The sequence below is a fragment of the Alteraurantiacibacter aestuarii genome (assembly GCF_039523595.1).
GTDB classification, from domain to species: domain Bacteria; phylum Pseudomonadota; class Alphaproteobacteria; order Sphingomonadales; family Sphingomonadaceae; genus Alteraurantiacibacter; species Alteraurantiacibacter aestuarii.
Genome location: NZ_BAAAFP010000002.1, coordinates 1937687 through 1960640 on the forward strand (window position 1 = coordinate 1937687; position 22954 = coordinate 1960640).

General features: G+C 63.0%; 25 protein-coding genes and 1 other RNA gene. 18 read left to right on the forward strand and 8 right to left on the reverse strand.

Annotation, left to right across the window (positions count from 1 at the left end):
- Positions 1–7 precede the first annotated feature (7 nt).
- The gene (locus ABDZ98_RS12885; RefSeq protein ID WP_343808707.1) at positions 8–1216 is read left to right on the forward strand and encodes a sulfotransferase family protein; all 1209 of its coding nucleotides are present in this window, start codon (positions 8–10) and stop codon (positions 1214–1216) included.
- Positions 1217–1219: 3 nt separating this feature from the next.
- Here the strand turns inward: ABDZ98_RS12885 and ABDZ98_RS12890 are convergent, their stop codons facing one another.
- From ABDZ98_RS12890 to ABDZ98_RS12910, 5 genes are all read right to left on the reverse strand, one after another.
- Positions 1220–1471 (reverse strand): HP1242/YdcH family protein, encoded by a 252-nt coding sequence (locus tag ABDZ98_RS12890; RefSeq protein WP_343808710.1) that lies wholly within the window; start codon positions 1469–1471, stop codon positions 1220–1222.
- A 142-nt stretch (positions 1472–1613) separates the two neighbouring features.
- On the reverse strand, positions 1614–2036 hold the full coding sequence (gene ndk / locus ABDZ98_RS12895) for a nucleoside-diphosphate kinase (RefSeq protein ID WP_343808713.1): 423 nt from the start codon (positions 2034–2036) through the stop codon (positions 1614–1616).
- Positions 2037–2189: 153 nt separating this feature from the next.
- A complete protein-coding gene (locus ABDZ98_RS12900) occupies positions 2190–2690 on the reverse strand; it encodes a hypothetical protein (RefSeq protein ID WP_343808716.1) in 501 nt (166 codons plus the stop codon).
- Positions 2691–2746: 56 nt separating this feature from the next.
- On the reverse strand, positions 2747–3187 hold the full coding sequence (locus ABDZ98_RS12905) for a DNA polymerase III subunit chi (RefSeq protein ID WP_343808717.1): 441 nt from the start codon (positions 3185–3187) through the stop codon (positions 2747–2749).
- Between the two features lie 22 nt (positions 3188–3209).
- A complete protein-coding gene (locus ABDZ98_RS12910) occupies positions 3210–4670 on the reverse strand; it encodes a leucyl aminopeptidase (protein WP_343808718.1) in 1461 nt (486 codons plus the stop codon).
- Between the two features lie 160 nt (positions 4671–4830).
- Here ABDZ98_RS12910 and ABDZ98_RS12915 point away from each other — a divergent pair, with 160 nt between their 5' ends.
- The 4 genes from ABDZ98_RS12915 to rsmA all read left to right on the forward strand — a co-directional run bounded on the left by ABDZ98_RS12915 (position 4831) and on the right by rsmA (position 10419).
- Entirely contained in the window at positions 4831–7056 is a 2226-nt protein-coding gene (locus tag ABDZ98_RS12915) for an LPS-assembly protein LptD (protein WP_343808720.1), read from the forward strand.
- 204 nt (positions 7057–7260) lie between these two features.
- Entirely contained in the window at positions 7261–8592 is a 1332-nt protein-coding gene (locus ABDZ98_RS12920) for a peptidylprolyl isomerase (RefSeq protein WP_343808722.1), read from the forward strand.
- A 4-nt stretch (positions 8593–8596) separates the two neighbouring features.
- Positions 8597–9601 carry a 4-hydroxythreonine-4-phosphate dehydrogenase PdxA gene (gene pdxA / locus ABDZ98_RS12925; RefSeq protein ID WP_343808724.1) on the forward strand — a complete coding sequence of 335 codons (1005 nt, stop codon included), beginning with the start codon at positions 8597–8599 and terminating at the stop codon, positions 9599–9601.
- Positions 9598–10419, forward strand: coding sequence for a 16S rRNA (adenine(1518)-N(6)/adenine(1519)-N(6))-dimethyltransferase RsmA (rsmA, locus tag ABDZ98_RS12930; RefSeq protein WP_343808726.1), 822 nt, complete (start codon positions 9598–9600; stop codon positions 10417–10419). The genes pdxA and rsmA overlap by 4 nt, the downstream gene beginning before the upstream one ends.
- Here the strand turns inward: rsmA and ABDZ98_RS12935 are convergent.
- Positions 10416–10928: a PilZ domain-containing protein gene (locus ABDZ98_RS12935; RefSeq protein ID WP_343808728.1), complete on the reverse strand. Its 513-nt coding sequence runs from the start codon at positions 10926–10928 to the stop codon at positions 10416–10418. The genes rsmA and ABDZ98_RS12935 overlap by 4 nt on opposite strands.
- 154 nt (positions 10929–11082) lie before the next feature.
- Between ABDZ98_RS12935 and ABDZ98_RS12940 the strand changes: the two genes are divergently transcribed.
- The 4 genes from ABDZ98_RS12940 (at position 11083) to ABDZ98_RS12955 (ending at position 14982) form a co-directional block, all read left to right on the forward strand.
- Positions 11083–12294, forward strand: a complete 1212-nt coding sequence (locus ABDZ98_RS12940) for a hydrolase (RefSeq protein WP_343808730.1) — start codon at positions 11083–11085, stop codon at positions 12292–12294.
- Positions 12291–13310: an arginine N-succinyltransferase gene (locus ABDZ98_RS12945; RefSeq protein WP_343808732.1), complete on the forward strand. Its 1020-nt coding sequence runs from the start codon at positions 12291–12293 to the stop codon at positions 13308–13310. Before ABDZ98_RS12940 ends, ABDZ98_RS12945 begins: the two co-directional genes overlap by 4 nt.
- The gene (locus ABDZ98_RS12950; RefSeq protein ID WP_343808734.1) at positions 13307–14563 is read left to right on the forward strand and encodes an N-succinylarginine dihydrolase; all 1257 of its coding nucleotides are present in this window, start codon (positions 13307–13309) and stop codon (positions 14561–14563) included. The genes ABDZ98_RS12945 and ABDZ98_RS12950 overlap by 4 nt, the downstream gene beginning before the upstream one ends.
- A gap of 143 nt (positions 14564–14706) precedes the next feature.
- Entirely contained in the window at positions 14707–14982 is a 276-nt protein-coding gene (locus tag ABDZ98_RS12955) for a hypothetical protein (RefSeq protein ID WP_343808736.1), read from the forward strand.
- 93 nt (positions 14983–15075) lie between these two features.
- Here ABDZ98_RS12955 and ssrA read toward each other — a convergent pair.
- Together ssrA and mscL are read right to left on the reverse strand one after the other, a co-directional pair.
- Positions 15076–15417, reverse strand: a transfer-messenger RNA (tmRNA) gene (ssrA, locus tag ABDZ98_RS12960).
- Positions 15418–15442: 25 nt separating this feature from the next.
- A complete protein-coding gene (gene mscL / locus ABDZ98_RS12965) occupies positions 15443–15865 on the reverse strand; it encodes a large conductance mechanosensitive channel protein MscL (protein WP_343808738.1) in 423 nt (140 codons plus the stop codon).
- A 156-nt stretch (positions 15866–16021) separates the two neighbouring features.
- Between mscL and ABDZ98_RS12970 the strand changes: the two genes are divergently transcribed.
- The 9 genes from ABDZ98_RS12970 (at position 16022) to ABDZ98_RS13010 (ending at position 22929) form a co-directional block, all read left to right on the forward strand.
- Positions 16022–16630, forward strand: a complete 609-nt coding sequence (locus tag ABDZ98_RS12970) for a LemA family protein (protein ID WP_343808740.1) — start codon at positions 16022–16024, stop codon at positions 16628–16630.
- Between the two features lie 17 nt (positions 16631–16647).
- The gene (locus ABDZ98_RS12975; RefSeq protein ID WP_343808742.1) at positions 16648–17154 is read left to right on the forward strand and encodes a TPM domain-containing protein; all 507 of its coding nucleotides are present in this window, start codon (positions 16648–16650) and stop codon (positions 17152–17154) included.
- Complete coding sequence (locus ABDZ98_RS12980; protein ID WP_343808744.1) at positions 17151–17969, forward strand: TPM domain-containing protein; 819 nt, start codon at positions 17151–17153, stop codon at positions 17967–17969. Before ABDZ98_RS12975 ends, ABDZ98_RS12980 begins: the two co-directional genes overlap by 4 nt.
- Position 17970: 1 nt before the next feature.
- Complete coding sequence (locus ABDZ98_RS12985) at positions 17971–18645, forward strand: TPM domain-containing protein (protein ID WP_343808746.1); 675 nt, start codon at positions 17971–17973, stop codon at positions 18643–18645.
- Between the two features lie 38 nt (positions 18646–18683).
- Positions 18684–19229: an NUDIX hydrolase gene (locus tag ABDZ98_RS12990; RefSeq protein ID WP_343808748.1), complete on the forward strand. Its 546-nt coding sequence runs from the start codon at positions 18684–18686 to the stop codon at positions 19227–19229.
- Positions 19226–20149: a ketopantoate reductase family protein gene (locus ABDZ98_RS12995; RefSeq protein WP_343808750.1), complete on the forward strand. Its 924-nt coding sequence runs from the start codon at positions 19226–19228 to the stop codon at positions 20147–20149. The genes ABDZ98_RS12990 and ABDZ98_RS12995 overlap by 4 nt, the downstream gene beginning before the upstream one ends.
- Before the next feature lie 97 nt (positions 20150–20246).
- Entirely contained in the window at positions 20247–21083 is an 837-nt protein-coding gene (locus tag ABDZ98_RS13000) for a beta-etherase (protein ID WP_343808752.1), read from the forward strand.
- Entirely contained in the window at positions 21083–22054 is a 972-nt protein-coding gene (locus tag ABDZ98_RS13005) for a 2-hydroxyacid dehydrogenase (RefSeq protein ID WP_343808971.1), read from the forward strand. Before ABDZ98_RS13000 ends, ABDZ98_RS13005 begins: the two co-directional genes overlap by 1 nt.
- The gene (locus ABDZ98_RS13010) at positions 22051–22929 is read left to right on the forward strand and encodes a kinase (RefSeq protein ID WP_343808754.1); all 879 of its coding nucleotides are present in this window, start codon (positions 22051–22053) and stop codon (positions 22927–22929) included. The genes ABDZ98_RS13005 and ABDZ98_RS13010 overlap by 4 nt, the downstream gene beginning before the upstream one ends.
- The last annotated feature ends 25 nt before the right edge of the window (positions 22930–22954 follow it).

Sequence of the window (22954 nt, forward strand, 5' to 3'; positions counted from 1 at the left end):
AGCGCTGATGGCAATCCCGCCCCGCCCCCATCCTTTGTCCCGCTCGCCGCTGGTCGACAGGCTGAATGGCTGGCTGGAAGGGGCATGGAACAAGGGCTTGAGCCAGCGCCCCTCGCTTGATCCCGATGCGCTGTGGGCCAAGGCGCTCAAGTCTGCGCCTGCGGCGGGTGAGGTGTCCTGCCGCGGGGAGGCCGATGCCGAGGATTTCCGCCTGCGGCTGGAGATCTTGACCGAATCGCTGGTGGCGCAGGCTGCTCTCAACCCGCTGGGCCGCACCATCGCGCATGGGCTGCTGGTGCGCGCGATCCGCCAGCGGCTGCATCTGGGCGCCTTGTGGAGCGACAAGCCGGAACTGGCAGAGACGCCGATCGCCGCGCCGATCATCGTTGTGGGTCAGATGCGATCGGGCACCACTCGCCTTCACCGCCTGCTGGCTGCCGATCCGGCCCATAGCGCCACTCGCTTCTGCGATAGCTGGCACCCCCAGCCGCGCAGCCCCGATACGCGGCCGCTATGGTCCGGCCTGTCGCTGCTTGTCGCCCGCCAGCTGGACCCCTGGCTCGATTCGATCCATCCCTTTGGCGTGACCCGCGCGGACGAGGAACTGGGCTGGCTGGCCTGCGCGCTCGATCATTGTGCCTATGAAGCGCAGTGGCGCATCCCGGCCTTCACCGCCTTTTCTGAAAGCCGCGAACCCGCCCCGGTGTACCGTGAATTTGCCCGCATACTGCGCACCGATGCGGCCTTCCACGCCAATGCCGACAGGCCACGCGTGCTCAAGGTTCCGCAATTTGCAGAGGACCTGCCCATTTTGCTGGCACAGTTTCCCGATGCCCGCGTGGTGCTGACCAGCCGCGACAGCGTTGATATTGCCAGCAGCGCCGCGTCACTGGTGGCCAACCAGATGGCCATCCAGTCCGACAGTGCGGACATGGACTGGATCGCCGCCGAATGTCAGCGCAAGATCGCACTGAGAGAGCAGCGGATGAAAGCGGCGATGACAGATTTCGATGGTTCGCTGGCGGTGGTGGATTTCACCGCGCTGGACCGCGACTGGCAGGCCGAGATGGCCCGCGCCTATCGCCTGCTGGGCTTGCCCTTCACGTCAGGCGCGCTGGCCGCGATGCAGGCGGAACAGGCACGGGCGGAGAAATCCCCGCACCATGACCATGCACACATGCACCGCGCCCCGGCCAGGGCCGTTACGAAAACCTGATCGTCAGGCCGCGCTTTTCGCCTTGGCGATAATGCCGCCAATATCGTCGATCAGAGCCAGCCGGGTTTTCTTGAGCTGCTCTGCGCGGTCGTCGGAAGCCGCCTCGACTTCGCTCTCGATCCGGTGAATCTCGCGGTTCACCGTGTGATATTTCTCGGCCAGGTTCTGGAAGTGCGCGTCTTCCATCTTCAGGCGGTGGAGAATGTCGGCGTCGGCGGGAAATTCATCGGCCAGTTCGTGGGGTGTATGCGACATGGTTGATCCTTCTTGTGGTTGGTCCATTCCTCCTAGCCGCCATTTCGCCATTGCTGCTTTGTTTCCAATCAAAAAGCCCCGCCGGATCGCTCCGACGGGGCTTTTGAATTTGCTTGCTGCAACCTGCCGGTGGCAGCCGGATTCAGCCGACGATTTCGTCTTCGTTGAAGAAATAGGCGATCTCGATCGCGGCATTCTCGTCACTGTCGGAACCGTGGACCGTGTTGGCCTCGATGCTCTCGGCAAAAGTCTTGCGGATCGTGCCTTCATCGGCATCCGCAGGGTTGGTTGCGCCCATGATGGTGCGGTTGCGAAGAACGGCGTCCTCGCCCTCAAGCGCCTGCACGACAACCGGGCCGCTGATCATGAAATCGACCAGTTCGCCAAAGAAGGGGCGTTCCTTGTGGACCGCATAGAAGCCTTCGGCCTGTTCCCTGGTCATGTGGATGCGCTTGGATGCGATGACGCGCAGGCCGGCATCCTCCAGCATCTTGGTGACCGCGCCGGTCAGGTTGCGGCGGGTGGCATCGGGCTTGATGATCGAAAAAGTGCGGGTGACCGCCATCGGGTGTTCCTTCGCGAAGATTGTGGTTCTTTACATGCAGTCCGTTCGCGGACTTGTCGGGCGCGCCCCTAGCGCCCCTGCCCGCAAGGGGCAAGAGCGCTTGCAGCATGGCGCTAGCGGGTACATCCCGGCCTGCGCCAGAACGCCGCGCGCCTATTCGCCCAGCTGCGATCCCACAATCAATTGCGCCATCGTGCCTTCGTCACCCGGATTTGCACTGAGCGAGAAGGTCTTTCCGTCCCCGCTTTCGCCCGCGATCATCTTGCTGCCCTGCGCGGTGGTTTCCATCTGGATGGTGATGCCCGCGGCCTCTGCCTGCGCGCGGTAGAAGGCGGCCACCTTGTCCGGGCTGTCGGGCGTGGTCAGCATGACAATCGATCCCGCGCCGTCATTGGCATTGATCACCGAATTGGAGACCACGGTTGCGCCGGGATAGACGGTATAGCCATCGGGCAGGTCAATCGCGACATTGGCACCGGTGTTGACGGAGATCTGCTGCCCCTCATCGTCTTCCAGCCGGAATTGCGCATTGCCCGATGATTCGTCGATCGAATATTCAAGGTCGCCATCCTCGGTTTCGATCGTTCCTTCGCGGTCCCCGCCGCACGATGCCAGCAGCATGGCTGCCGCGCTTACCCCAAGAATCCTGCGCATGATGTGCCCTTCCCCAAGAATGTCCGGGTGCGATCATCCACCCGGCGGGCGATAAATCAAGGACCTTCGACCCAGCGCCCGCTTTCATCCTGTTTCCAGAAATGCCGCCGGATCGCTTCGTCTTCGCCCAATTGCCGCCAGCAGGCGCGCGCGCCTTCGATGCTGGCGTCATCGAACACCAGCATCACCCGCTCAAAGCCACTGCCCGGATCGCGCCACTGGCCATCGGCCAGGATCAGGAATTGCGCGCCATTGGCGGCATCGACATCGCCGGAAATCAGCACCGGCTGGCGCGCATCATGCGCGCTTCCGGCAATGCCATTGGCAAGGAAGGCCTCGGGCGCGCTTTCCCACAGTGAGCGGGAGAGCGCCTGCTGCGCCTCCTCCCCCGCGCTGACAACCAGCACGCGGCGCCCCGCCTCCACGCTCTTGCGCGCCAGCAAGGCCACCGCGTCCAGAGCGCTGTCACGTGAAAGGCGGTAGAAATCGACGCGCATGTCTATCGGCCTTCGCCTGCGATCAGCCCTCGCAATTGTCGCGCACGAAGGTGTCGATCAGCCTTGCGCCAAAGCCGGTTGCGCCCTTGTCCCAGGTGGCGCCGGGCTTGTCTGCCCAGACCATGCCGGCAATGTCGAGATGCGCCCAGTTGACGCCCTCTTCGACATAGCGCTGGATGAACTGCGCAGCGGTGATCGAACCGCCCCAGCGCGGGCCGACATTCTTCATGTCGGCAATCGGGCTGTCGATCAGCTTGTCGTAAGCGGGCGAGAGGGGGAAGCGCCACAATTTGTCACCGCTCTTCCTGCCGGCGGCGAGCAGCTTGTCGGCCAGATCGTCATTGTTGGAAAACAGCCCGCCGTGCTCCATGCCCAGCGCAATCATCATCGCGCCGGTCAGCGTGGCAAGATCGATCACCGTCCTGGGCTTGAATTCGCGCTGCGCATAAGTGATCGCATCGCACAGCACCAGGCGACCTTCGGCATCGGTGTTGATCACTTCCACCGTCTGGCCGGACATGGTGGTGACCACGTCACCGGGACGCTGGGCGTTCCCGTCGGGCATGTTCTCCACCAGCCCGCACACACCGATGACATTGGCCTTGGCCTTGCGTCCGGCGATGGCGAGCATGGCACCGGCCACCGCGCCTGCGCCGCCCATGTCCCACTTCATGTCTTCCATGCCTGCGGCCGGCTTGATCGAGATGCCGCCGGTATCGAAGGTCACGCCCTTGCCCACGAACACGGTCGGCTTGTCCGCCGGATTGCCGCCCATCCACTTGATCACCAGCAGCTTGGCATCGCGGATCGAACCCTGGCTGACACCCAGCAGGGCGCCCATGCCCAGTTCCGCCATCTCGTCCTCGTCCAGCACGGAGATTTCCACTCCGGTACCTTCCATCCGCTCGCGGCAGCGCTCCACGAAGCTTTGCGGGTAGATGATGTTGGCCGGCTCAGCCACCAGCTCACGCGTCAGTTCCACGCCTTTGGCCACCGCTTCCTCGACCTTCCAGGCCGCTTCTGCGCCCTTGTGCGCGCCGAATACGACCACTTGTTCGAGGCTGCGCTTCTGCTCTTCCTTCAGCTTGGTGCGATAGGTGTCCCAGCGCCAGCTGCGCAGCCGAAGACCGGTCAGCAGCGATGCCGTTTCGCGCGCGGACAGGCCGCTGCCTTCCAGATCGAGGCCGAGGACCTTTTCCCCGGAGGTGAGATATTTCGCCGCCAGCGCCGCGCCCGCGCGCTCCAGATTGGCCAGCCGTTCATCGCCGCCATGCTTGCCGGTGCCCACCAGAGCCAGCCGCACCACCACGCCGCCGTCTTCCACGAAGCCTTCGAACAGCTGGCCGACCTTGCCGGTAAACCGCGATGCCTCGGCACCCTGGAGGAATGCAGGCGACAGATCGGCGGGAAGCTTGTCCTGTTCAACAATGCGGGCCTTGAGCTGCGGCATGGTGTCTGCTGACGTGGCGAAGGTGATTTTCATGATGACTCCGATGAAGAGAATTTCCGGTCGCGGGCAGAAAGAAATCGCCCGCGCCAATGCTGCCATTGCAGTTAGGGTCCTGCGGTGCGATAGGCAAGCCATGCCCCCTGCTCCGCAGTCATTGCAGCAAGCCACAACACGCCGCTTGCCGATTATCTGTATGAGTGGCCTTATGGCCGCCGCAGCCCTGCTGGTTGTGCCGCAACATGCGCTGGCACAGGACGATGAGGCGCAGCCTGCACAGGATACCGTGCAGGATTCTGTGCAGGATGCCGAGGCACCGCGCGAAATCGCCTTTGAAGCCACCGAACTGCGTTACGATGCAGAGAGCGATATCGTCACCGCATCGGGCGATGTGCTGGCCCGGTCCGGCGATGAATCGGTGCGTGCGCAAAGCATCATCTGGAACAGGATGACGGGTGAAATCGTGGCCGAGGGCAATGTTCGCCTGGTCGACCGCGACGGAAACCAGCTGTTCACCGATCACCTGACGCTGACGGACGAGCTGCGCGCGGGCACGATGAGCAACCTGCTGCTGGCCTTCCGCCAGGGCGGGCGTCTCGCCGCCGAAATGGCCGAGCGCGATGACACGGGCAATATTATCCTCGATCGCGCAGCCTATTCCTCCTGCGCGGTGGAGGATGAAGAAGGGTGCCCCCGCTCGCCCAGCTGGCGGCTCACGGCAGAGCGCGTGTTTTACGACGAGGAAACCAAGAGAATCCGCTTCAGCGGCGCTTATCTGGAGCTGTTCGGCAAGCGCATCCTGCCCTTGCCCGGCCTAGTGATTCGCGCCGACGGCCGCCCCAATTCGGGTATTTTCATTCCCGATATCGGCCTGACCGCGTCCAACGGCTTTGAAGTCACGGACAGCTATTACTGGCGCATTGCCGACAACCGCGACCTGCTGATGACCGGCTATGTCTATACCGAGGCATCGCCGATGGTTTCCGCCCAATATCGCCAGCTGGGCGAACACGGCGCATTCCAGGCCACCGCCTATGGCACATTCAGCTCGCGCCTTCCGCTCAATGCCAATGTCCGCACGTCGGAGCGGGACCTGCGCGGATATGTGTTTGCCAATGGCCGCTACCAGCTTGATCCCAACTGGAGCGTGGAAGGATCGCTGCGGCTGGCCAGCGACCGCACCTTCCTGCGCCGCTATGACATCAGTCGCGAGGACCGCCTGCGTTCCAACGTCACGATCGAGCGGGTCGATGATGACAGCTATTTCTCACTGGCCGGATGGGCCACGCAGGCCCTGCTGGTGCAGCAGGACCAGAATCAGGTTCCGCTGGCCCTGCCGCTGCTCGATTACCGCAAGCGCCTGGCCGATCCGGTGGCCGGCGGCGCGGTCGAGCTGCAATTCAACACGCTGGCGATCACCCGCGCAGAGGGGCAGGATACGCAGCGCGCCTTTGCCCGCGGGCAGTGGGACCTGCGGCGGATCACCCCCTGGGGGCAGGAAGTCACCGTAACCGGGCTGCTGCGCGGCGATGCCTATCATTCGGACAATAATCTGTTGACGCAGACGGTCAGCTATCGCGGCCAGAGCGGCTGGCAGGCGCGCGGCGTGGCGCTGGGTGCGGTGGATGTGAAATGGCCGCTGATCGGCGAATTCCTTGGCGGATCGCAGATCCTGACCCCGCGCGTGCAGCTGGTCGCCACCCCCGGCATTCGCAATCTGGACATTCCCAATGAGGATGCCCGCGCGATCGATCTGGAGGATTCCAACCTCTTCGCCCTCAACCGCTTCCCCGGTTATGACCGCGTGGAAGAAGGCGCGCGCATCACCTATGGTGTGGACTGGCAGGCCACCATTCCCGGCTGGCGGCTGGAGACCACGATCGGCCAGTCCTATCGCCTGACAGACCAGCCCACGCTGTTCCCCGATGGCACCGGGCTGAATGAACAATGGTCCGATTTTGTCGGCCGCACGCAGGTGCGTTACCGCGACCTGCTGAAATTCACCCACCGCTTCCGCCTCGACAAGGATAATCTGGCGGTGCGCCGGAACGAGGTCGATGCCACCTTCGGCAATGACGAGACCTATATCGAGCTCGGCTATCTGCGGCTCAACCGCGATATCGATCTGGCGTTCGAGGATCTGCGCGACCGCGAGGAAGTGCGCGCTGCCGGGCGGCTGGCATTCGCCAAATACTGGTCAGTGTTCGGTTCGGCGGTCATCAACCTGACCGACCGGGCAGAGGACCCCACGCTCAACGCCGACGGGTTTGAGCCTTTGCGCACAAGGCTGGGCATTGCCTATGCCGATGATTGCCTGGAGCTGGGCTTCACCTGGCGGCGCGATTACATCGAACTGGCCGATGCCAAGCGCGGCGATAGCTTCCGCATTCACTTTGCCCTGCGCAATCTCGGCTTCCGCTGAGTCCGCCGCGGGCGGGCGGGCTGAACGGGCGTGTGGAAACGGGCGTGTGGAACCGGGCTGGCGCACAGGATAATTGCTGGTGCATTGGCACCGGCGGACAAAGCGGCTAGGGGCATTTGGCTCAGCTTTGGTTAAGCCTTGGTTTTGCAATGCTTGACCAGAAATTGGGCGCAATTTGGCGCCATCGACAGGAATGAGAAACACGTGACCCGGATTGCGAAGACAATAGCTATTCTTGCTGCATCGGCTTCCCTGGCCACTTTCGGCCCGGCAGGCGCACAGCAACCCAGCGATGCATTCAATTTCCCGGATGACATCAATTTTCTGACCGAGCAGAACCCCAATTTGCGCCGCGCCACCGCGCGGGTGAACGGCAATATCATCACCGGCACCGATGTGGATCATCGCATGGCGCTGATCATTGCCTCCAACGATACGCAGATTCCGCCCGAGGAAATGCAACGCCTGCGCCTTCAGGTTCTGCGCAACCTGATTGACGAGACGCTGCAGGTGCAGGAAGCCGCCGCGCTGGAAATGGAAGTGACCGGGGAAGAGGTCAACGAATCCTACACGCGCTACGCCATAGAGCGGATGAACCGCTCGCCGGAAGAGATGGACGAATATCTCCGCTCCATCGGCTCGTCCGGCCGCAGCCTGAAACGGCAGATCCAGGGCGAACTGGCCTGGGATCGCCTGCTGCGCCGTAACATCGCACCCTTCGTCAACGTATCCTCTGCCGAGGTGAACGAATTGTTCGACCGCCTGCAGGCATCGCGCGGCAGCACCGAATACCGGATTGGCGAAATCTACCTGTCGGCCAACAGCACCAACCGCGATGCGGTGATTGCCAATGCCCAGCAGATTATCGACCAGCTGCGCAATGGCGGCTCCTTCATCGCCTATGCGCGGCAGTTCTCTGAAGCGTCCTCCGCCGCTGTGGGTGGTGACCTTGGCTGGATTCAGCTGGAGCAGTTGCAGAACCCCACGCTGGAAGCGGTTGCCCGCAACCTTGAGGCTGGCCAGCTGGAAGGCCCGATTGAAATCGCTGGCGGTTTCTCCATCCTGCTGATGATCGATCGCCGCCAGGTGGGCATGGCCGATCCGCGCGATGCGGTGCTCAGCCTGAAGCAGATCTCGCTCGATTTCCCGGAAGGCATTCCCGAATCCGAAGCGCAGTTGCGCGCCCAGCAGTTTGAGGCCGCGATTGCCCAGATCAATGGCTGCGGCGATGCCAATGCCAAGGCGGAAGAGATTGGCGCCACCTGGATCGACAATGACGAGATCATTGTCCGCACCCTGCCCGAAGCGCTGCAGCCGATTATGCTGCAGATGAATATCGGCCAGGCAACACCGGCATTTGGCGCGCTGAACGAAGGCGTGCGCGTGCTGATGCTGTGCGGCCGCGACGATCCGGATGAGACGTCTGGCCCCACTTTCGACCAGCTGATGACGCAGATGGAAAATGAGCGGATCAACCGCCGCGCCCAGAGCTATCTGCGCGATCTGCGCCGCGATGCGGTGATCGATTACAACTGATCGTGTGGAAGAACTGCTCGCCCTTTCGCTCGGCGATCCTGCGGGGATCGGCCCTGAACTGATCGGCGAAGCATGGGCACAGCGCAGCAGTGCGGCGCTGCCCCCTTTCGTGGTGACCGGCGGTGCGCAAGTGCTGGCGCAGGCTGCGCGCACACGCGGAATAGACCTGCCGGTGCGCCGCGTGGCGGATGTGCAGGAAGCCGCCGCAGTCTTTGCCACCGCGCTCCCCGTTCTGGGTGATCTGGACGCAACCTATCACCCGGGCCAGCCTGATGAGGCGGGCGCGCGGCTGGCGCTGCAATCGCTCGAACAGGCAACCGCGCTTGTCCTGTCTGGTGCCGCATCGGCGCTGGTCACCGGGCCGATTGCCAAGGCGGAGCTGGCCAAGGTGGGCTTTGGCTTTCCCGGACAGACCGAATTCGTGGCCGATGCCTGCGGTGTTGCAGCTCAGGATGCGGTGATGATGCTGGCAGGGCCAAGCCTGAAGACCGTGCCGCTGACCGTGCATTGCGCGCTGGCGCAAGTGCCCGGACGCATCACCGCCGATCTGATCCTGCGCCGTTGCCGCGTGGTAGCCGCTGCCCTCCAGCGTGATTTCGGCATTGAGAAACCGCGCCTCGCCATAGCCGGCCTCAACCCCCATGCAGGGGAGAATGGCCGCATGGGCCGTGAGGAGATCGAGATCATTGCCCCGGCCATCGCCCGCCTGCAGGCCGAAGGGATCGCCGCCACCGGCCCCCACCCCGCCGATACGCTGTTCGCCCCGCATGCGCGCGGGACCTATGACGTGGCCATCGCCATGTATCACGATCAGGCGCTGGTGCCGCTCAAGACGCTGGATTTCGATGAGGGCGTGAACATGACGCTGGGCCTGCCGATCATCCGCACATCGCCCGATCACGGCACCGCTTTCGACATTGCCGGCAAGGGCATCGCCCGCCCGGCATCGCTGATCGCCGCGATCCGCATGGCCGCGCAAGCCGCCGCGCAAAGGGCAAAGTGGGCGTGAACCTGCCCCCCTTGCGCGAAGTGATCGCCGCCCACGGCCTGAGCGCATCGAAAAAGCTGGGGCAGAATTTCCTGTTCGACGAACAATTGCTGGACCGCATCGCCGCCATTCCGGGCGATCTGCAGGACCGCGCCGTACTGGAAATCGGGCCGGGACCGGGCGGGCTGACCCGCGCCCTGCTGCGCGCCGGTGCCCGCGTGACCGCGATCGAGATGGACCAGCGCTGCCTGCCCGCGCTGGAAGAACTGGCGCAGGCCTTCCCCGGCCAGCTGACCGTGATCGAGGGCGACGCACTGAAGATCGATCATGCCCAGCTGATGGGTGAGCCGTTCGCGGTGGTGGCCAACCTGCCCTATAATGTCGGCACGGCGCTGTTCGTGCGCTGGCTGGGCGGTGAGCAATGGCCGCCGGTGTGGACATCGCTGACGCTGATGTTCCAGCAGGAGGTTGCCCAGCGCATCGTGTCACAGCCGGGCGGGTCTGCCTATGGTCGGCTGGCGGTGCTGGCGCAGTGGCGATCGAAGGCGAAACTGGCGATGAAGGTTCACCGCAGCGCGTTCACGCCGCCGCCCAAGGTTATGAGCGCGATTGTCCATATTGAACCGGCGCAGGCTCCTGCAGGCGTATCGTCGCGCAGGCTGGAACAGGTGACCGAAGCCGCCTTTGGCCAGCGCCGCAAGATGCTGCGCCAGAGCCTGAAGGGCCTGCCGGGCGCGGTGGATGTGCTGGACGAGCTGGGTATCGATTCCACCCGCCGCGCAGAGACGCTGGCGGTGGAGGAATTCATCGCCATCGCGCGGGCGCTGGGACCGCTCTAGTCCGCCCTGCCGTCATGCATGGCCAGCGCAGCCTGTTGCATGGGGGCAAAGCCGCGGCCCGCCAGTTGCGATATCAGCAAGGCCGCGACCAGCGCGGCCAGCGCGAACATCCCCAGCTGGAAGGCACGCCCCATCATCTGCGGGCTTGTCTGGAGCTGTTGCCACAGACCCTGCTTCCGGGTCGCAAAACCGGCCGTTCGATCCAGCGCGATCGTACCTTGTCCGCCTTCGATCACAGCGGCCACGCTCACCCTGTCGCGAAGACCAACGCCAAAGCGGTGATCGCCTGACCATTTGACCTGACCGGCCAGCCGGTGCCGGCCCAGTTGCACTTCGACAAATTCGCCGCGTTCGGGCGGCAGCGCCGCCGTTGCCAGCAATCCGCGAGTGGAGACATCGATGATGCACACATCACGCTCACTGTGGGCATCGCGCAGCCGCGCGCGGACCATCGCACGCACGCGCGGCTCCACTCTCGGCTTGTCTTGCCCCGGCAATGACATACACATTTCCCCAATTCCGAGGATGGACGATAGAGAAAAACCATTAGGTGGGCGTTAAGACCGTAATGAAGGGGGCGCTGGCCGTGCGCGATCTTGCCAGAGACATATTTGCCAGAGACATCTTTGACAGGAACCGCATCTGGGCTAGAGCCGGTTACATATGAAACAACTGACCGCACCCGAAACCGCCCTGATCGCTGGCATTGACCAGTCCGCCATGCTGGATCGCACACTGAGCTGGGCGGCGATCAATTCAGGCACATCGAACCTTGAAGGGCTGCAAAAAGTCGCCGCCCTGCTGGCCGATGCATTCTCCGCACTGCCCGGCGAAGTCACGCTGGAGGAGCCCGCACGGGTCACCGCCGTGGACGAGGATGGCCGCGAATTCGAAAAGCCGCATGGCCGCCACATGGTGCTGCGCGTGCGTCCGGGCGCGGAGCGGCGGTTTCTGCTGACCGGGCACATGGACACGGTGTTCCCGGCGAACCATGCCTTCCAGGACCTGAAATGGATCGACGCAGAAACGCTCAACGGTCCCGGCACGGCGGACATGAAGGGCGGGCTTTCGGTGATCCTTGAAACGCTCAAGGCGTTTGAGGCATCCCCCGCGGCGGCCAGCACCGGCTATGACGTGCTGATCAATTCGGATGAGGAGACGGGATCGCTTTCCTCCTCCGCGCTTATTGCGCAGCTGGCGCAGGGCAAGTTTGCCGCGCTGACCTATGAACCATCCGCCCTGCCCGATGGCACGCTGGCCCATGCGCGCGGTGGCAGCGGCAATTATGCGATCACATTCACCGGCCGCTCCGCCCATGCCGGGCGCAATCCGCTCGAAGGGCGCAACGCCATTGTCGCGGCGGCCGATTGCGCGGTGCGGCTCAAGCACATGCAGCATGACGACCTGCCCATCAATCCGGCCAAGATCGATGGCGGCGCGGCCAATAATGTGGTGCCGGACCATGCCGTGCTGCGCTTCAACATCCGCCCCAAGACAGTGGCGGCGGCAGAAGCTTTTGCATCCGATCTCAACGATTTGCTGCAGCTTCTGGAAAAACTGCATGAAGTGCAGAACCATTGCCACGGGGGCATCACCCGTCCGCCCAAGCCGGTGGATGAGCGGGCGCAGAAACTGTTCGATCTTGTGCGCGATACCGGTGCAGCATTGGGGCAGACGATTGGCTGGCAGCCCAGCGGCGGCGTGTGCGATGGCAATAATATCGCTGCCACCGGCGTGCCCGTGGTGGATACGATGGGCGTGCGCGGGGGCGCCATCCATTCACCGGACGAATTCATGATCGCACCATCATTGACCGAACGCGCCGCGCTCAGCACTGTGGTACTTCACCGCCTTGCTTCAGGACATGCACTATGAGCTTCGTCATTCGCGCCGCCAACACAGGCGATCTTCAGCCGCTGTATGAAATGGCCAAGCTGACCGGTGGCGGCTTCACCAACCTGCCGCCGGATCGCAATTCGCTGACCGGCAAGCTGGAGCGGGCATCCGCCGCGTTTGAGCGTGACGGCAAGGATCTGGACCTGATCGAAGAGCTGTTCGTGCTGGTGCTGGAAAACACCGAAACGGGCGAAGTGCGCGGCACCAGCCAGCTGTTCACGCAAGTGGGCCAGAGCTGGCCGTTCTATTCCTATCGCATCACCATGCTGACCCAGCAATCGCAGGAACTGGACCGCACGGTCCGGGCAGAGATGCTCAACCTGGTCAACGATCTGGGCGGTTGCAGCGAAGTGGGCGGGCTGTTCCTTCATCCGGGGGAACGCGCGGGCGGGCTGGGCCTGCTGCTGGCACGCAGCCGTTACCTGTTCATCGCCAGCCACCGCCAGCGCTTTGGCGACCGGATGCTGGCGGAACTGCGCGGTATCATCGATGAACGCGGCGGCTCCCCCTTCTGGGATGCCATTGGCGGCAAGTTCTTTGGCATGAGCTTTCAGGAAGCGGACGAATTCAACGGCATTCACGGCAATCAGTTCATCGCTGACCTGATGCCCAAGCACCCGGTCTATATCGCCATGCTGTCTGACGATGCGCGCAAGGTGATCGGCCTGCCGCATCCCAGCGGCCGCGCCGCCATGCGCATGCTGGAGAACGAGGGGTATAGCTATGAAGGCTATATCGATATCTTCGATGGCGGACCCACCATGCTGGCGCGCACCGACAATATCACCAGCATCAAGAATGCGCAGAACGTGCCGGTGGTGGATACCACTCTGGAAAAGGGTGAAAAGGCGCTGATCGCCACGGGCCGCCTCGCCAATTTCCGCTGCTGCTATGGCGCGCATGAAATTCGCGAGGACGGAATTGCGCTGGATTCGCAGGCAGCCGATGTGCTGCGCGTGGGCCTTGGCGACATGGTGTGGAGCATCCCGCGATGAGCCGTCAGGGCGGCGTGGTGGAGATCAATTTTGACGGGCTGGTCGGCCCCAGCCACAATTATGCCGGCCTCAGCCTGGGAAATCTGGCCGCCACCAAGAATGCCGGTGAGACATCCTTCCCCCGCGCCGCCGCATTGCAGGGCATTGCCAAGATGCGCGGCAATATGGAAACAGGGCTGGCGCAGGGCTTCTTCCTGCCGCTGCCCCGCCCCAATACCGGCTGGCTGGAAGCGCTTGCCGCCGATGCCAGCACCGATGCGGCGCTGGTGGCGGGCGCATGGTCTGCCTCCTCGATGTGGACGGCCAATGCGGCCACTGTTTCTCCTGCAGGCGATACGGCGGACGGCAAGTGCCACCTTACGGTCGCCAACCTCGTCACCATGCCGCATCGCAGCCATGAATGGCCCGATACGCTGGCGCAGCTTCAGGTCGCTTTCGGCAACAAAGATCACTTTGTGGTGCACGGCCCCGTGCCGCCCTGCTTTGGCGATGAAGGCGCGGCCAATCACATGCGCTTTGCCCCCTCTCACGCGGAGCCGGGCCTTGAAGTGTTCGTTTACGGCCGCAGCGGCGGACCTTTCCCCGCCCGCCAGCACGAACAGGCCAGCCGCATCGTGGCGCGCAGTCACGGTCTGGAGCGCGCCTTGTTCGTGGAGCAGAACCCCGAAGCGATCGCGGCGGGCGCATTTCACAATGATGTGGTGGCAGTGGCCAATGAAGCCGTGCTGTTCACCCATGAACTGGCCTTTGCCGACCCCGCCGCCACCTATGACGCGATCCGGCAGGCATGTCCCGGCGTGCAGGTGGTGGAAGTGCCCGCCAGCGCGGTGAGCCTGGCCGATGCGGTGAAATCCTACCTGTTCAACGCCCAGCTGATCACCCCGCCTTCGGGCGAAATGACGCTGGTGATCCCGACCGAGAGCTGGGAAACTCCGCCCGTGCGCAGCTGGCTGGAGGGGATGCTGGCCAGCAACGGCCCCATTCGCCACGTGAAGCCTGTCGATGTGCGCCAGTCGATGGCCAATGGCGGTGGCCCGGCCTGCCTGCGTCTGCGCGTGGTCGCCGATCCCGCCACCATCGATCCGCGCTTCATGCTGGATGATGCGAAGGCCAGCCTGATCGAGGGTGTTGTCGGCCAGTACTGGCCCGAACAGATCGATCCCGCCGATATCGGCGAGGAAAGCCTCGCCGCGTCCATCCGCCTCGCGCGCGGGAAACTGCTCGAAACGCTGGAATTGGAAGCGCTCGCCTGACCCGCATTTCCGGCGCGCTCTGCCAGGACTGCCCGCACTGTCGGATTGTCTTACAGTACGCGATCCGTTAACCTTCGTGAGTCACGCAATTGTGCGCTTGGCACGATGGTTGCAACGCAATTGGTTAAAGAGACGGGTGAGAAATGCTGCGCAAGATATCCAGGCTGTTCAAGATCAAGACCAGGGGTGAGGCATTTCTTATCATCTACGCGCTTGCGCTGGGCGCAACCACGCGCGGCGCCGCCTATCTTGACCAATATCCCGGCTGGGGCGGCTGGGCCTTGTTCCTGGCATGCACCGGCGCGGTGTTTCTGGCGGGTGCCAAGATGCTCGATTGCCTGAAATATGAACGCGCCGCGCAAGAGGCTGTGCAAGACGCTGGGCAAGACGCTGGGCAAGACGCCGCTCAGGCTGGCTGAAGGCCGTTCAACCCCTTTGAGGGCCGTTTCAATATCGCTGTGATGGTGGAGATGAAAGGTGGGGGTTTCTGTTGCTAGCTACCCCCGGAGCCCCGGAATCCGTTCTGTTGCCCGGTCGGTCCAACCGCGCTTTAGCCTTGTAAATTCAGTCCGTTAGGACGTCAAATTACGCAGCGATTGCGAGTGCTTCGTTATCGTTGGCACTTGTGTGTTGTGAGCGTTTAACGGGGGATCTCAGCCCGGGCGAAAACAGTGCCTTTCAACACACGTCGATCCTGGTTCGGCCCCGTCAAAACCCGCGTTGCCGCGAATTATGGTGGAGCCGCCGGGTACTGCCCCCGGGTCCGCTGTGCCTAGTGCACACCGCAATTTATCGCCATAGCCGGTCGAAACCGACAAGCCTCATATAGCGATGCGCCGATGAATGTGAAGTGATCGGCGCATCGCTTTTTTGTTCAGCTTACTTTTTCAGCGCATCCCTGATTTCGATCAGCAGATCGATCTCGCTGGGGCCGGCAGGCGCTGCTTCGGCTTCCTTCTTCTCGAACCGGGCGGTCACCTTGTTGGCATAGCGCACCAGCATGAAGATGATGAAGGCCAGGATCAGGAAGTTGATCACGGTGGAGACGAAACTGCCCCACGCCAGCACATTGGCACCCGCCTCGCGCGCGGCATCGAGCGACATGCCCGCTTCCACTTCACCGCTGAGCACGATGTACTTGTCCGAAAAGTCGACATCACCAAAGACCGCGCCCACGATCGGCATGATCAGGTCGGCCGTCATCGATCCCACTATTGTGGCAAAGGCACCGGCGATGATCACCGCCACGGCCAGTTCCATGACATTACCCTTGGCGATAAATTCCTTGAATTCGTTCAGCATTGTCCCAATCCCCATTATAGTTCTCATGCCCCAAGACCTCTTGTTTGGCAGCGGATCGGCCAAAGCTCAAGCCAGCGGCAATCCTTGTCTTCTGCCAATACCGTGCTATATGGGCAATACACCTGATCGAAGGTGGGGGAATTGGAGGATTATCGCATGTTTACTCGCCTGGCCCGTCTGGCCGTCATCGCACTGGGCAGCCTTGCCCTGGCATCCTGCGGCATCAATTCTGTCCCTACTGCGGAAGAAGCCGCCGATGCCAAATGGGCCGATGTGCAGGCCGCCTTCCAGGAACGTGCCAATCTGATTCCCAATCTGCAGGAAATCGTCATGTCCTCGGCGGAGCAGGAGCGTGAGACGCTGGAAGGCGTGATCCAGGCCCGCGCCTCTGCCACGCGCCCGGAAATCCAGCTGAGTGCCGACGATCTGAACGATCCGGCCAAGATGCAGGCGTTCCAGCAGGCGCAAAGTGAACTGGGCAGCGCCCTTGCCCGCCTGATGGTGACGGTGGAGCAATATCCCGAACTGCGCAGCCAGGAAAACTTCGGCCGTTTCATGACCCAGCTCGAAGGCAGCGAGAACCGCATCCGCGTGGCCTTGCGCGATTATAACGAGGCGGTGCGCCAGTATAACACCACCATCCGCACCTTCCCCGATATCATCGGCGCCAAGATCATCCACGGCGCACAGCCGATGACGCCTTATGAAGCCGTGACCGAGGGAGCCGAGGTCGCACCCGAACTCGACATGCGCAGCGGCGAGTGAGGACTATTGTCGCCATCGTGTGCGCCGCCATGCTGGCGGCGTGCTCGGCGGCCGCAACGGATGAGCAAGGCGGCCGCGTACGTGATGGGGCTGGCATATTGTCTCCCGAAACAGAGGTTCAGCTGACGATGAAGCTCGACCGCGCCGAGGCGGCTTTCGGGCCGCAGCTGGCGGTGGTGACGGTGGATTCGCTTGAAGGACTTACGATCGAGGACTTCTCTATCAAATATGCCAGAGCCTGGGGCCTGGGCGATCCTGACAGGAACGATGGATTGATGGTCCTGGTCGCTCCGAACGAGCGAAGAGTCCGGATCGAAGTCGGGAGAGGAATTGAAGACAGCTTTACCGACCTCTTTTGCGCGGAAGTCATCGAAAGCGCATTCCTGCCCAGTTTTCGGTCGGGTGAGTTTGATGCGGGGCTGACCGCAGGGATCGATCTTCTGGTCGAGCGCATGCAGCAATACCCGACGATTCCGGCCAATGACAATTTGCCGAACACCAATGAATTTAGAGAGGCCGCATGACCCGCCTGATACTTGCCCTTTTCGCGGTCCTGTCACTTGCAACGACCGCCCACGCCCAGCCCGTTTTCCCGGAGCGCGGGACAGCGCCGGTGATCGACCAGGCGAATATCATCGATGACGCGACCGAGGCGCAGCTGACGGCGCAGCTCGATGCGTTCGAACAGACCAACCAGCGCCAGTTCGTGATTGCCACGGTGGACAGCCTGCAAGGCTATGACATTTCCGATTATGGCTATCAGCTGGGCCGTTACTGGGGTCTGGGCGACACCGAAAATGACGACGGCATCATCTTGCTGGTTGCTCCCAATGAGAGGAAAGTGCGGATCGAGGTCGGTTACGGCCTCGAAGCGATCATCCCCGATGGTCTGGCCTTTGATTACATCGAGGACATGACCCCGTATTTCCGCAACGGAGACTATTCCGGCGGTATTGCGCTGGGCGCGCAGAGGATCATCACCCAGCTGGAATTGCCGCCTGAAGAGGCTGCGGCCATTGCCCAGCAGGTTGGCCAGAGCAGGGAAACCCGCGGCGGTTTTCCGTTCGGCGCGCTGATCTGGATCGGCTTCCTGTTCTTCTTCATCATCCTGCCGATGTTCAGCGGACGCGGACGCCGGCGCCGTTACGGTGGCAGCGTGGTGGGTGACATCATCCTGTGGGAAGCAGGCAAGGCGATTGCCCGCGGAGCATCGGGCGGCAGCGGCTGGAGCGGCGGTGGCGGCTTTGGCGGCGGCGGAGGTTTCGGTGGTGGCGGCGGCGGCGGTTTCAGCGGCGGTGGCGGCTCCTTCGGGGGCGGCGGCGCCTCGGGAGGATGGTGACATGGCCATATTGAACGATGCCCAGCACGATACCGTATCCAGCGCGGTGGCTGCTGCCGAAATGACCACCGCGGGCGAAATCGTCACCGTGCTGGCAGAGAAATCCGACGGTTACACCGATGTTGCACTGGTATGGGCAGCAGCCGTTGCCTTCAGCGTGATGAGCCTGTTCGCCATGTTCCCCCAGCCCTTCCTGCAATTTTACGACATGCTGGTGGGCGGCTGGATGCATCAATGGACCACCGGCCAGCTGGCCAGCATGACCATAGCGCTGGGGCTGATCTCTTTCCTTGCCACCTGGGCCTTGCAGCTGTGGCCCGCGATCCAGTTCCTGATGATCCCCGGCCCGGTGAAATCGCAACGTGTGCGCAATCATGCGGTGCGCCACTTCAAGGTGGGAGCGGAACGCCGCACCCATGGCCGCACCGGCGTGCTGATCTATCTGTCGATGAAGGAGCACCGCGCGGAAATCGTCGCGGACGAGCCGATTGCAGAGAAAGTCCCCGCCGAAGTGTGGGGCGAGGCGATGGCCGACATGCTGGCCGAAGTCAGCAAGGGCTGCACCGCCGAAGGCATCGCCGCTGGCGTGCGCGATGTCGGCAAGGTGCTGGCCGAGCATTTCCCGCGCGGCGAAGACGATCAGAACGAATTGCCCGACAGGCTGATCGAACTGTGAGTTGATCAAACCGGGGGCCTCCGATAGGCGCAGCATCCATGTCAGTTGAAGATGCAGACGCGCCCGAAGAGATCATGTGGTCCGGCAAGTGGATCACCGCCAAGCGGCGCGGGAAGTGGGAATATGTCAGCCGTGCGCGGGGCATCAAGGCGGCGGTAATCCTGCCCATTGATGGCGATCACGTGGTGCTGGTGGAACAATATCGCGTTCCCCTGGGCGGAACCTGCCTTGAACTGCCCGCCGGACTGATCGGCGATGATGACAGCCATGAAGACGAAGACCCTCTCGCCACCGCCAGGCGCGAACTGGAGGAGGAAGCCGGTTATCAGGCCGCCAGCTGGCAGGATCTGGGCGTCTATCTCTCCTCCCCCGGCATGACCGGCGAAAGCTTCACCCTGCTGAAAGCCACGGGCCTGACCAAAGTCAGCGAAGGCGGCGGGACCGACAGCGAGAATATCGTGGTTCACCGGATTGCTCTGGCCAGCTTGCCGCAGGCCGTGGCCGATTTTCGCGCAAAAGGCGTGGCCATTGATGTTCGGCTGCTGGCAGTACTGGGGCCGTGGATCATGGGAGTTACGCAATGAAGGTGGGCATATTGGGATCGGGCGCGATGGGCTGCCTGTTCGGGGCCGCCTTTCACCGCGCGGGCTGCGATGTCACGCTGATCGACGTCTCCCGGCCGCATATCGATGCCATCAACGCCAATGGGCTGGAACTGGATACGCGCGCCGGGGTGGAGCACCTGCCCATCCCCGCCTGCCTGCCGCAAGATGCCACCGGACCGTTCGATCTGATGGTGGTGTTCACCAAGACCTTCCACACCGATCGCGCATTGCAGGGCATTGCCCATGCTATTGGCCCCGGCACGCATCTGCTCAGCCTGCAGAACGGTCTGGGTAATGACCGGCGGCTTGCAGGCGTGGTCTCGGATGATCGGGTGATGGTGGGCGCCAGCATGCTGCCATCCGATCTGGTCGGCCCCGGCAAGGTGCGCAGCCACGGTGAAGGCTATTCCAAGCTCTACCCCGCATTTGACGGCGATCCGGCATTTGCGCAGCAGGTGGCCGATGCGCTGACCAAGGGCGGTCTGCCTGCCGTGCTCGACCCCAAGATCCACGAAGCGATCTGGTCCAAGGCCATCTTCAACGCGGCGATGAACCCGATGTGCGCGCTGACCTTGCGCACCCCCGGTTTTCTGGGCGCAAGCGAGCAGGCGCGCGAAACCATTCGCGCCGTGGTGGAGGAAGGCGTGGCCGCAGCCCATGCCAATGGCTTTGCCGTCGATGCCCGGCCGATCCACGATCTGACGCAGGTTTCCATGACCGACCACGCCGATCACGAAGCCAGCATGTTGCAGGATATCAAGGCCGGGCGGCTGACCGAAGTGGACGCCATCAACGGCGCCATCGTGGAGGCTGCAAAGGCCGCCGGTATCGCCGCACCTGTCACGCAAACGCTGTGGCATCTGGTCAAGCTGGAAGAGGCCAAGCTGGCAAAAAGCTGATCGCCGATCAATTTCTGATCTGGCGCAATGTCTTGCGCTTTCCTTTTCCGCCATCTGCCCATAGCAAGCCGAAATTACGCAAAGGGAGTATGCGATCATGGCCGCCGACAACAAAATCACGCTTTACGATCTGCAGGTCTCTACCGGAGCGACGATCAGCCCGTTCGTGTGGGCGACCAAGTTCGCCGTGGCGCACAAGGGTTTTGAGCTGGACATCGTGGACGGCGGCTTCACCGGCATTCTGGAACGCACCGGCGGCAAGACAGAACGCCTTCCCGCCATCGTCGATGATGGCAAGTGGGTGCTCGATAGCTGGGGCATCGTGGAATATCTGGATGAGACCTATCCGGACCGGCCCATGCTGATCCCGCATGAAAGCACGGCAGCGCTGACGAAGGCGCTGGACGCATGGTTCTGGGCCACCGCCACGGGGCCGTGGATGCGCTGCTTCTGCGCCGATTACCGCGATGTGTCGTTCGAACATGACAAGGAATATGTCACCCGCACGCGCGAAGTGATGCTGGGCAAGACGCTGGAGAAAATGCAGGAAGGGCGCGAGGATCGCCTGCCCGCCATCTCGGCCGCGCTCGAACCGCTGCGCATGGCGCTGCGCGAACACAAGTTCCTGGGCGGCAGTGAACCCAATTATGCCGATTACCGGATCATGGGCTCGATCCTGTGGCTCGCCTCCGTGGCGCAGACCCCGGCGCTGGCAGCGGATGATCCGCTGCGCGGCTGGATTGAAAACGTGCGCGCTCTGTTTGGCGGGCTGGGCAATCATCCCGGCCTGTTCAACATATTCGGGCTGGAACAGCGTGAGGGCGACCCGGACCTGTTCATCCGGCAGGCTGGCACCGGTGGCATCTTCAAGCGCAACACCGGCCCTGCCTCCACCCAGGCCGAAACCCAGCGCATCAACCAGAACAAGGATTGATCTTGGCAAGACTGCGCCTCCTCGTCACCCGCCGCTGGCCCGATCAGGTCGAACGCTCTCTGGGCGAACAATTCGACGTCACGCTGAATGACGGTGACGAGCCGATGAGCCAGGCCGCGCTGGCTGCGGCGATGGGCGAATATGACGTGCTGTGCCCGACCGTATCGGACCGTATCGATGCCGATGTGATCGCGGGCGGCGAGCGGGTGAAGCTGATCGCCAATTACGGCGTGGGGTTCGATCACATCGCCGTGGATGCGGCGCGGGCAAAGGGCATTGCGGTTACCAACACACCCGGCGTGCTGACCGATGCGACCGCCGACATCGCCATGACGCTGCTGCTGATGGCCGCGCGGCGGGCGGGCGAAGGTGAGCGTGAACTGCGCGCCGGAAACTGGACCGGCTGGCGCCCCACCCACCTGATCGGCAGCGCGCTTAAGGGCAAGGTGCTGGGCTGTGTCGGCTTTGGCCGCATCGGCATCGCCACCGCGCGGCGCGCGCATCACGGCTTTGGCATGAACATCGCCTATTACGCCCGCCGCCCCGCCGAAGCGGACATTGCCGGGGAATTGCAGGCGGAGTTCTGCCCCGATCTGGATGACTTGCTGGGCAAGGCGGATTTCCTCTCCCTGCATGTGCCCGGCGGCGCGGATACGGCCAATCTGATCGATGCACGGGCGCTGGCGGCGATGAAGCCCGGCTCCTACCTCATCAACACCGCTCGCGGCGGCGTGGTGGATCATGATGCGCTGGCGCAGGCGCTCAGATCGGGCCAGCTCGCAGGTGCAGGCCTCGATGTCTATCCCGCCGAACCGCAGGTGCCGCCATATCTGCTGGACCTCGAAAACGTGGTCCTGCTGCCGCATCTGGGCAGCGCCAATGCCGAAACCCGCATCGCCATGGGCATGCGCGCGCTGGCCAATGTGCAAGCTTTCGCCAATGGGGCGGATCTTCCCGATCGCATCGCATGAGCGGTTCCGAGATCGAGAAGCTGATCCTCTCCGAAGGGCTGCCTCGCAGCTATCTGACAGTGGTCGATCAATACTGGCAGCCGCTGGCGGACGAGATTGCGAGCCGAGCGACAGCAGACGGTCCGCTGATCGTGGGCGTCAATGGCGCGCAGGGATCGGGCAAATCGACGCTGTGCGGCTTTCTCGAAGTGCTGCTGACCCGGCGCGACGTGCGGGCGGCAACGCTTTCCATCGACGATCTCTACCTCACCCGCAGCGAGCGCGAGGCACTGGGGCGCGAACTCCACCCGCTGTTCCGCACACGCGGCGTGCCCGGCACCCATGCACCCGGCCTGGGCATGGCGATCATCGACAAGGTCCGCGCCGGACAATCCATCGACATGCCGGTATTCGACAAGTCCATCGATGACCGCTCTGCCGCGGTGAAGCATGTCGAAGGGCCGCTCGATGTGCTGCTGATCGAAGGCTGGTGCGTGGGCGCGCGGCCGCAGGCGGATGAGGAATTGCTCGACCCGGTCAATGATCTGGAAGCCGATGAGGACCCGGAAGGCATCTGGCGGGCCGTTTCCAACCTGTGGCTGCGCGGCGAATATGCCGATTTCTTCAGCCAGCTGGACATGCTGGTGATGCTCAAGGTTGAGAATTTCGAGGCGGTGCTGACGAACCGGCGATTGCAGGAAAAGAAGCTGGCGGCCAAGAACCCCGATGGCCCGCATTTGATGGACGAGCAGGCGCTGGAGCGCTTCTGCCAGCATTATGAGCGGTTGACCCGCCACATGCTGGAAGACCTGCCGCGCCGGGCCGATTTCGTCTTTGAAATCGACAGCAAACAAGTCCCCAAATCGCTTCCCGCTGGACTCGCAATGCCGGGCTGACCATTGTACCAACCGTTACAATGAC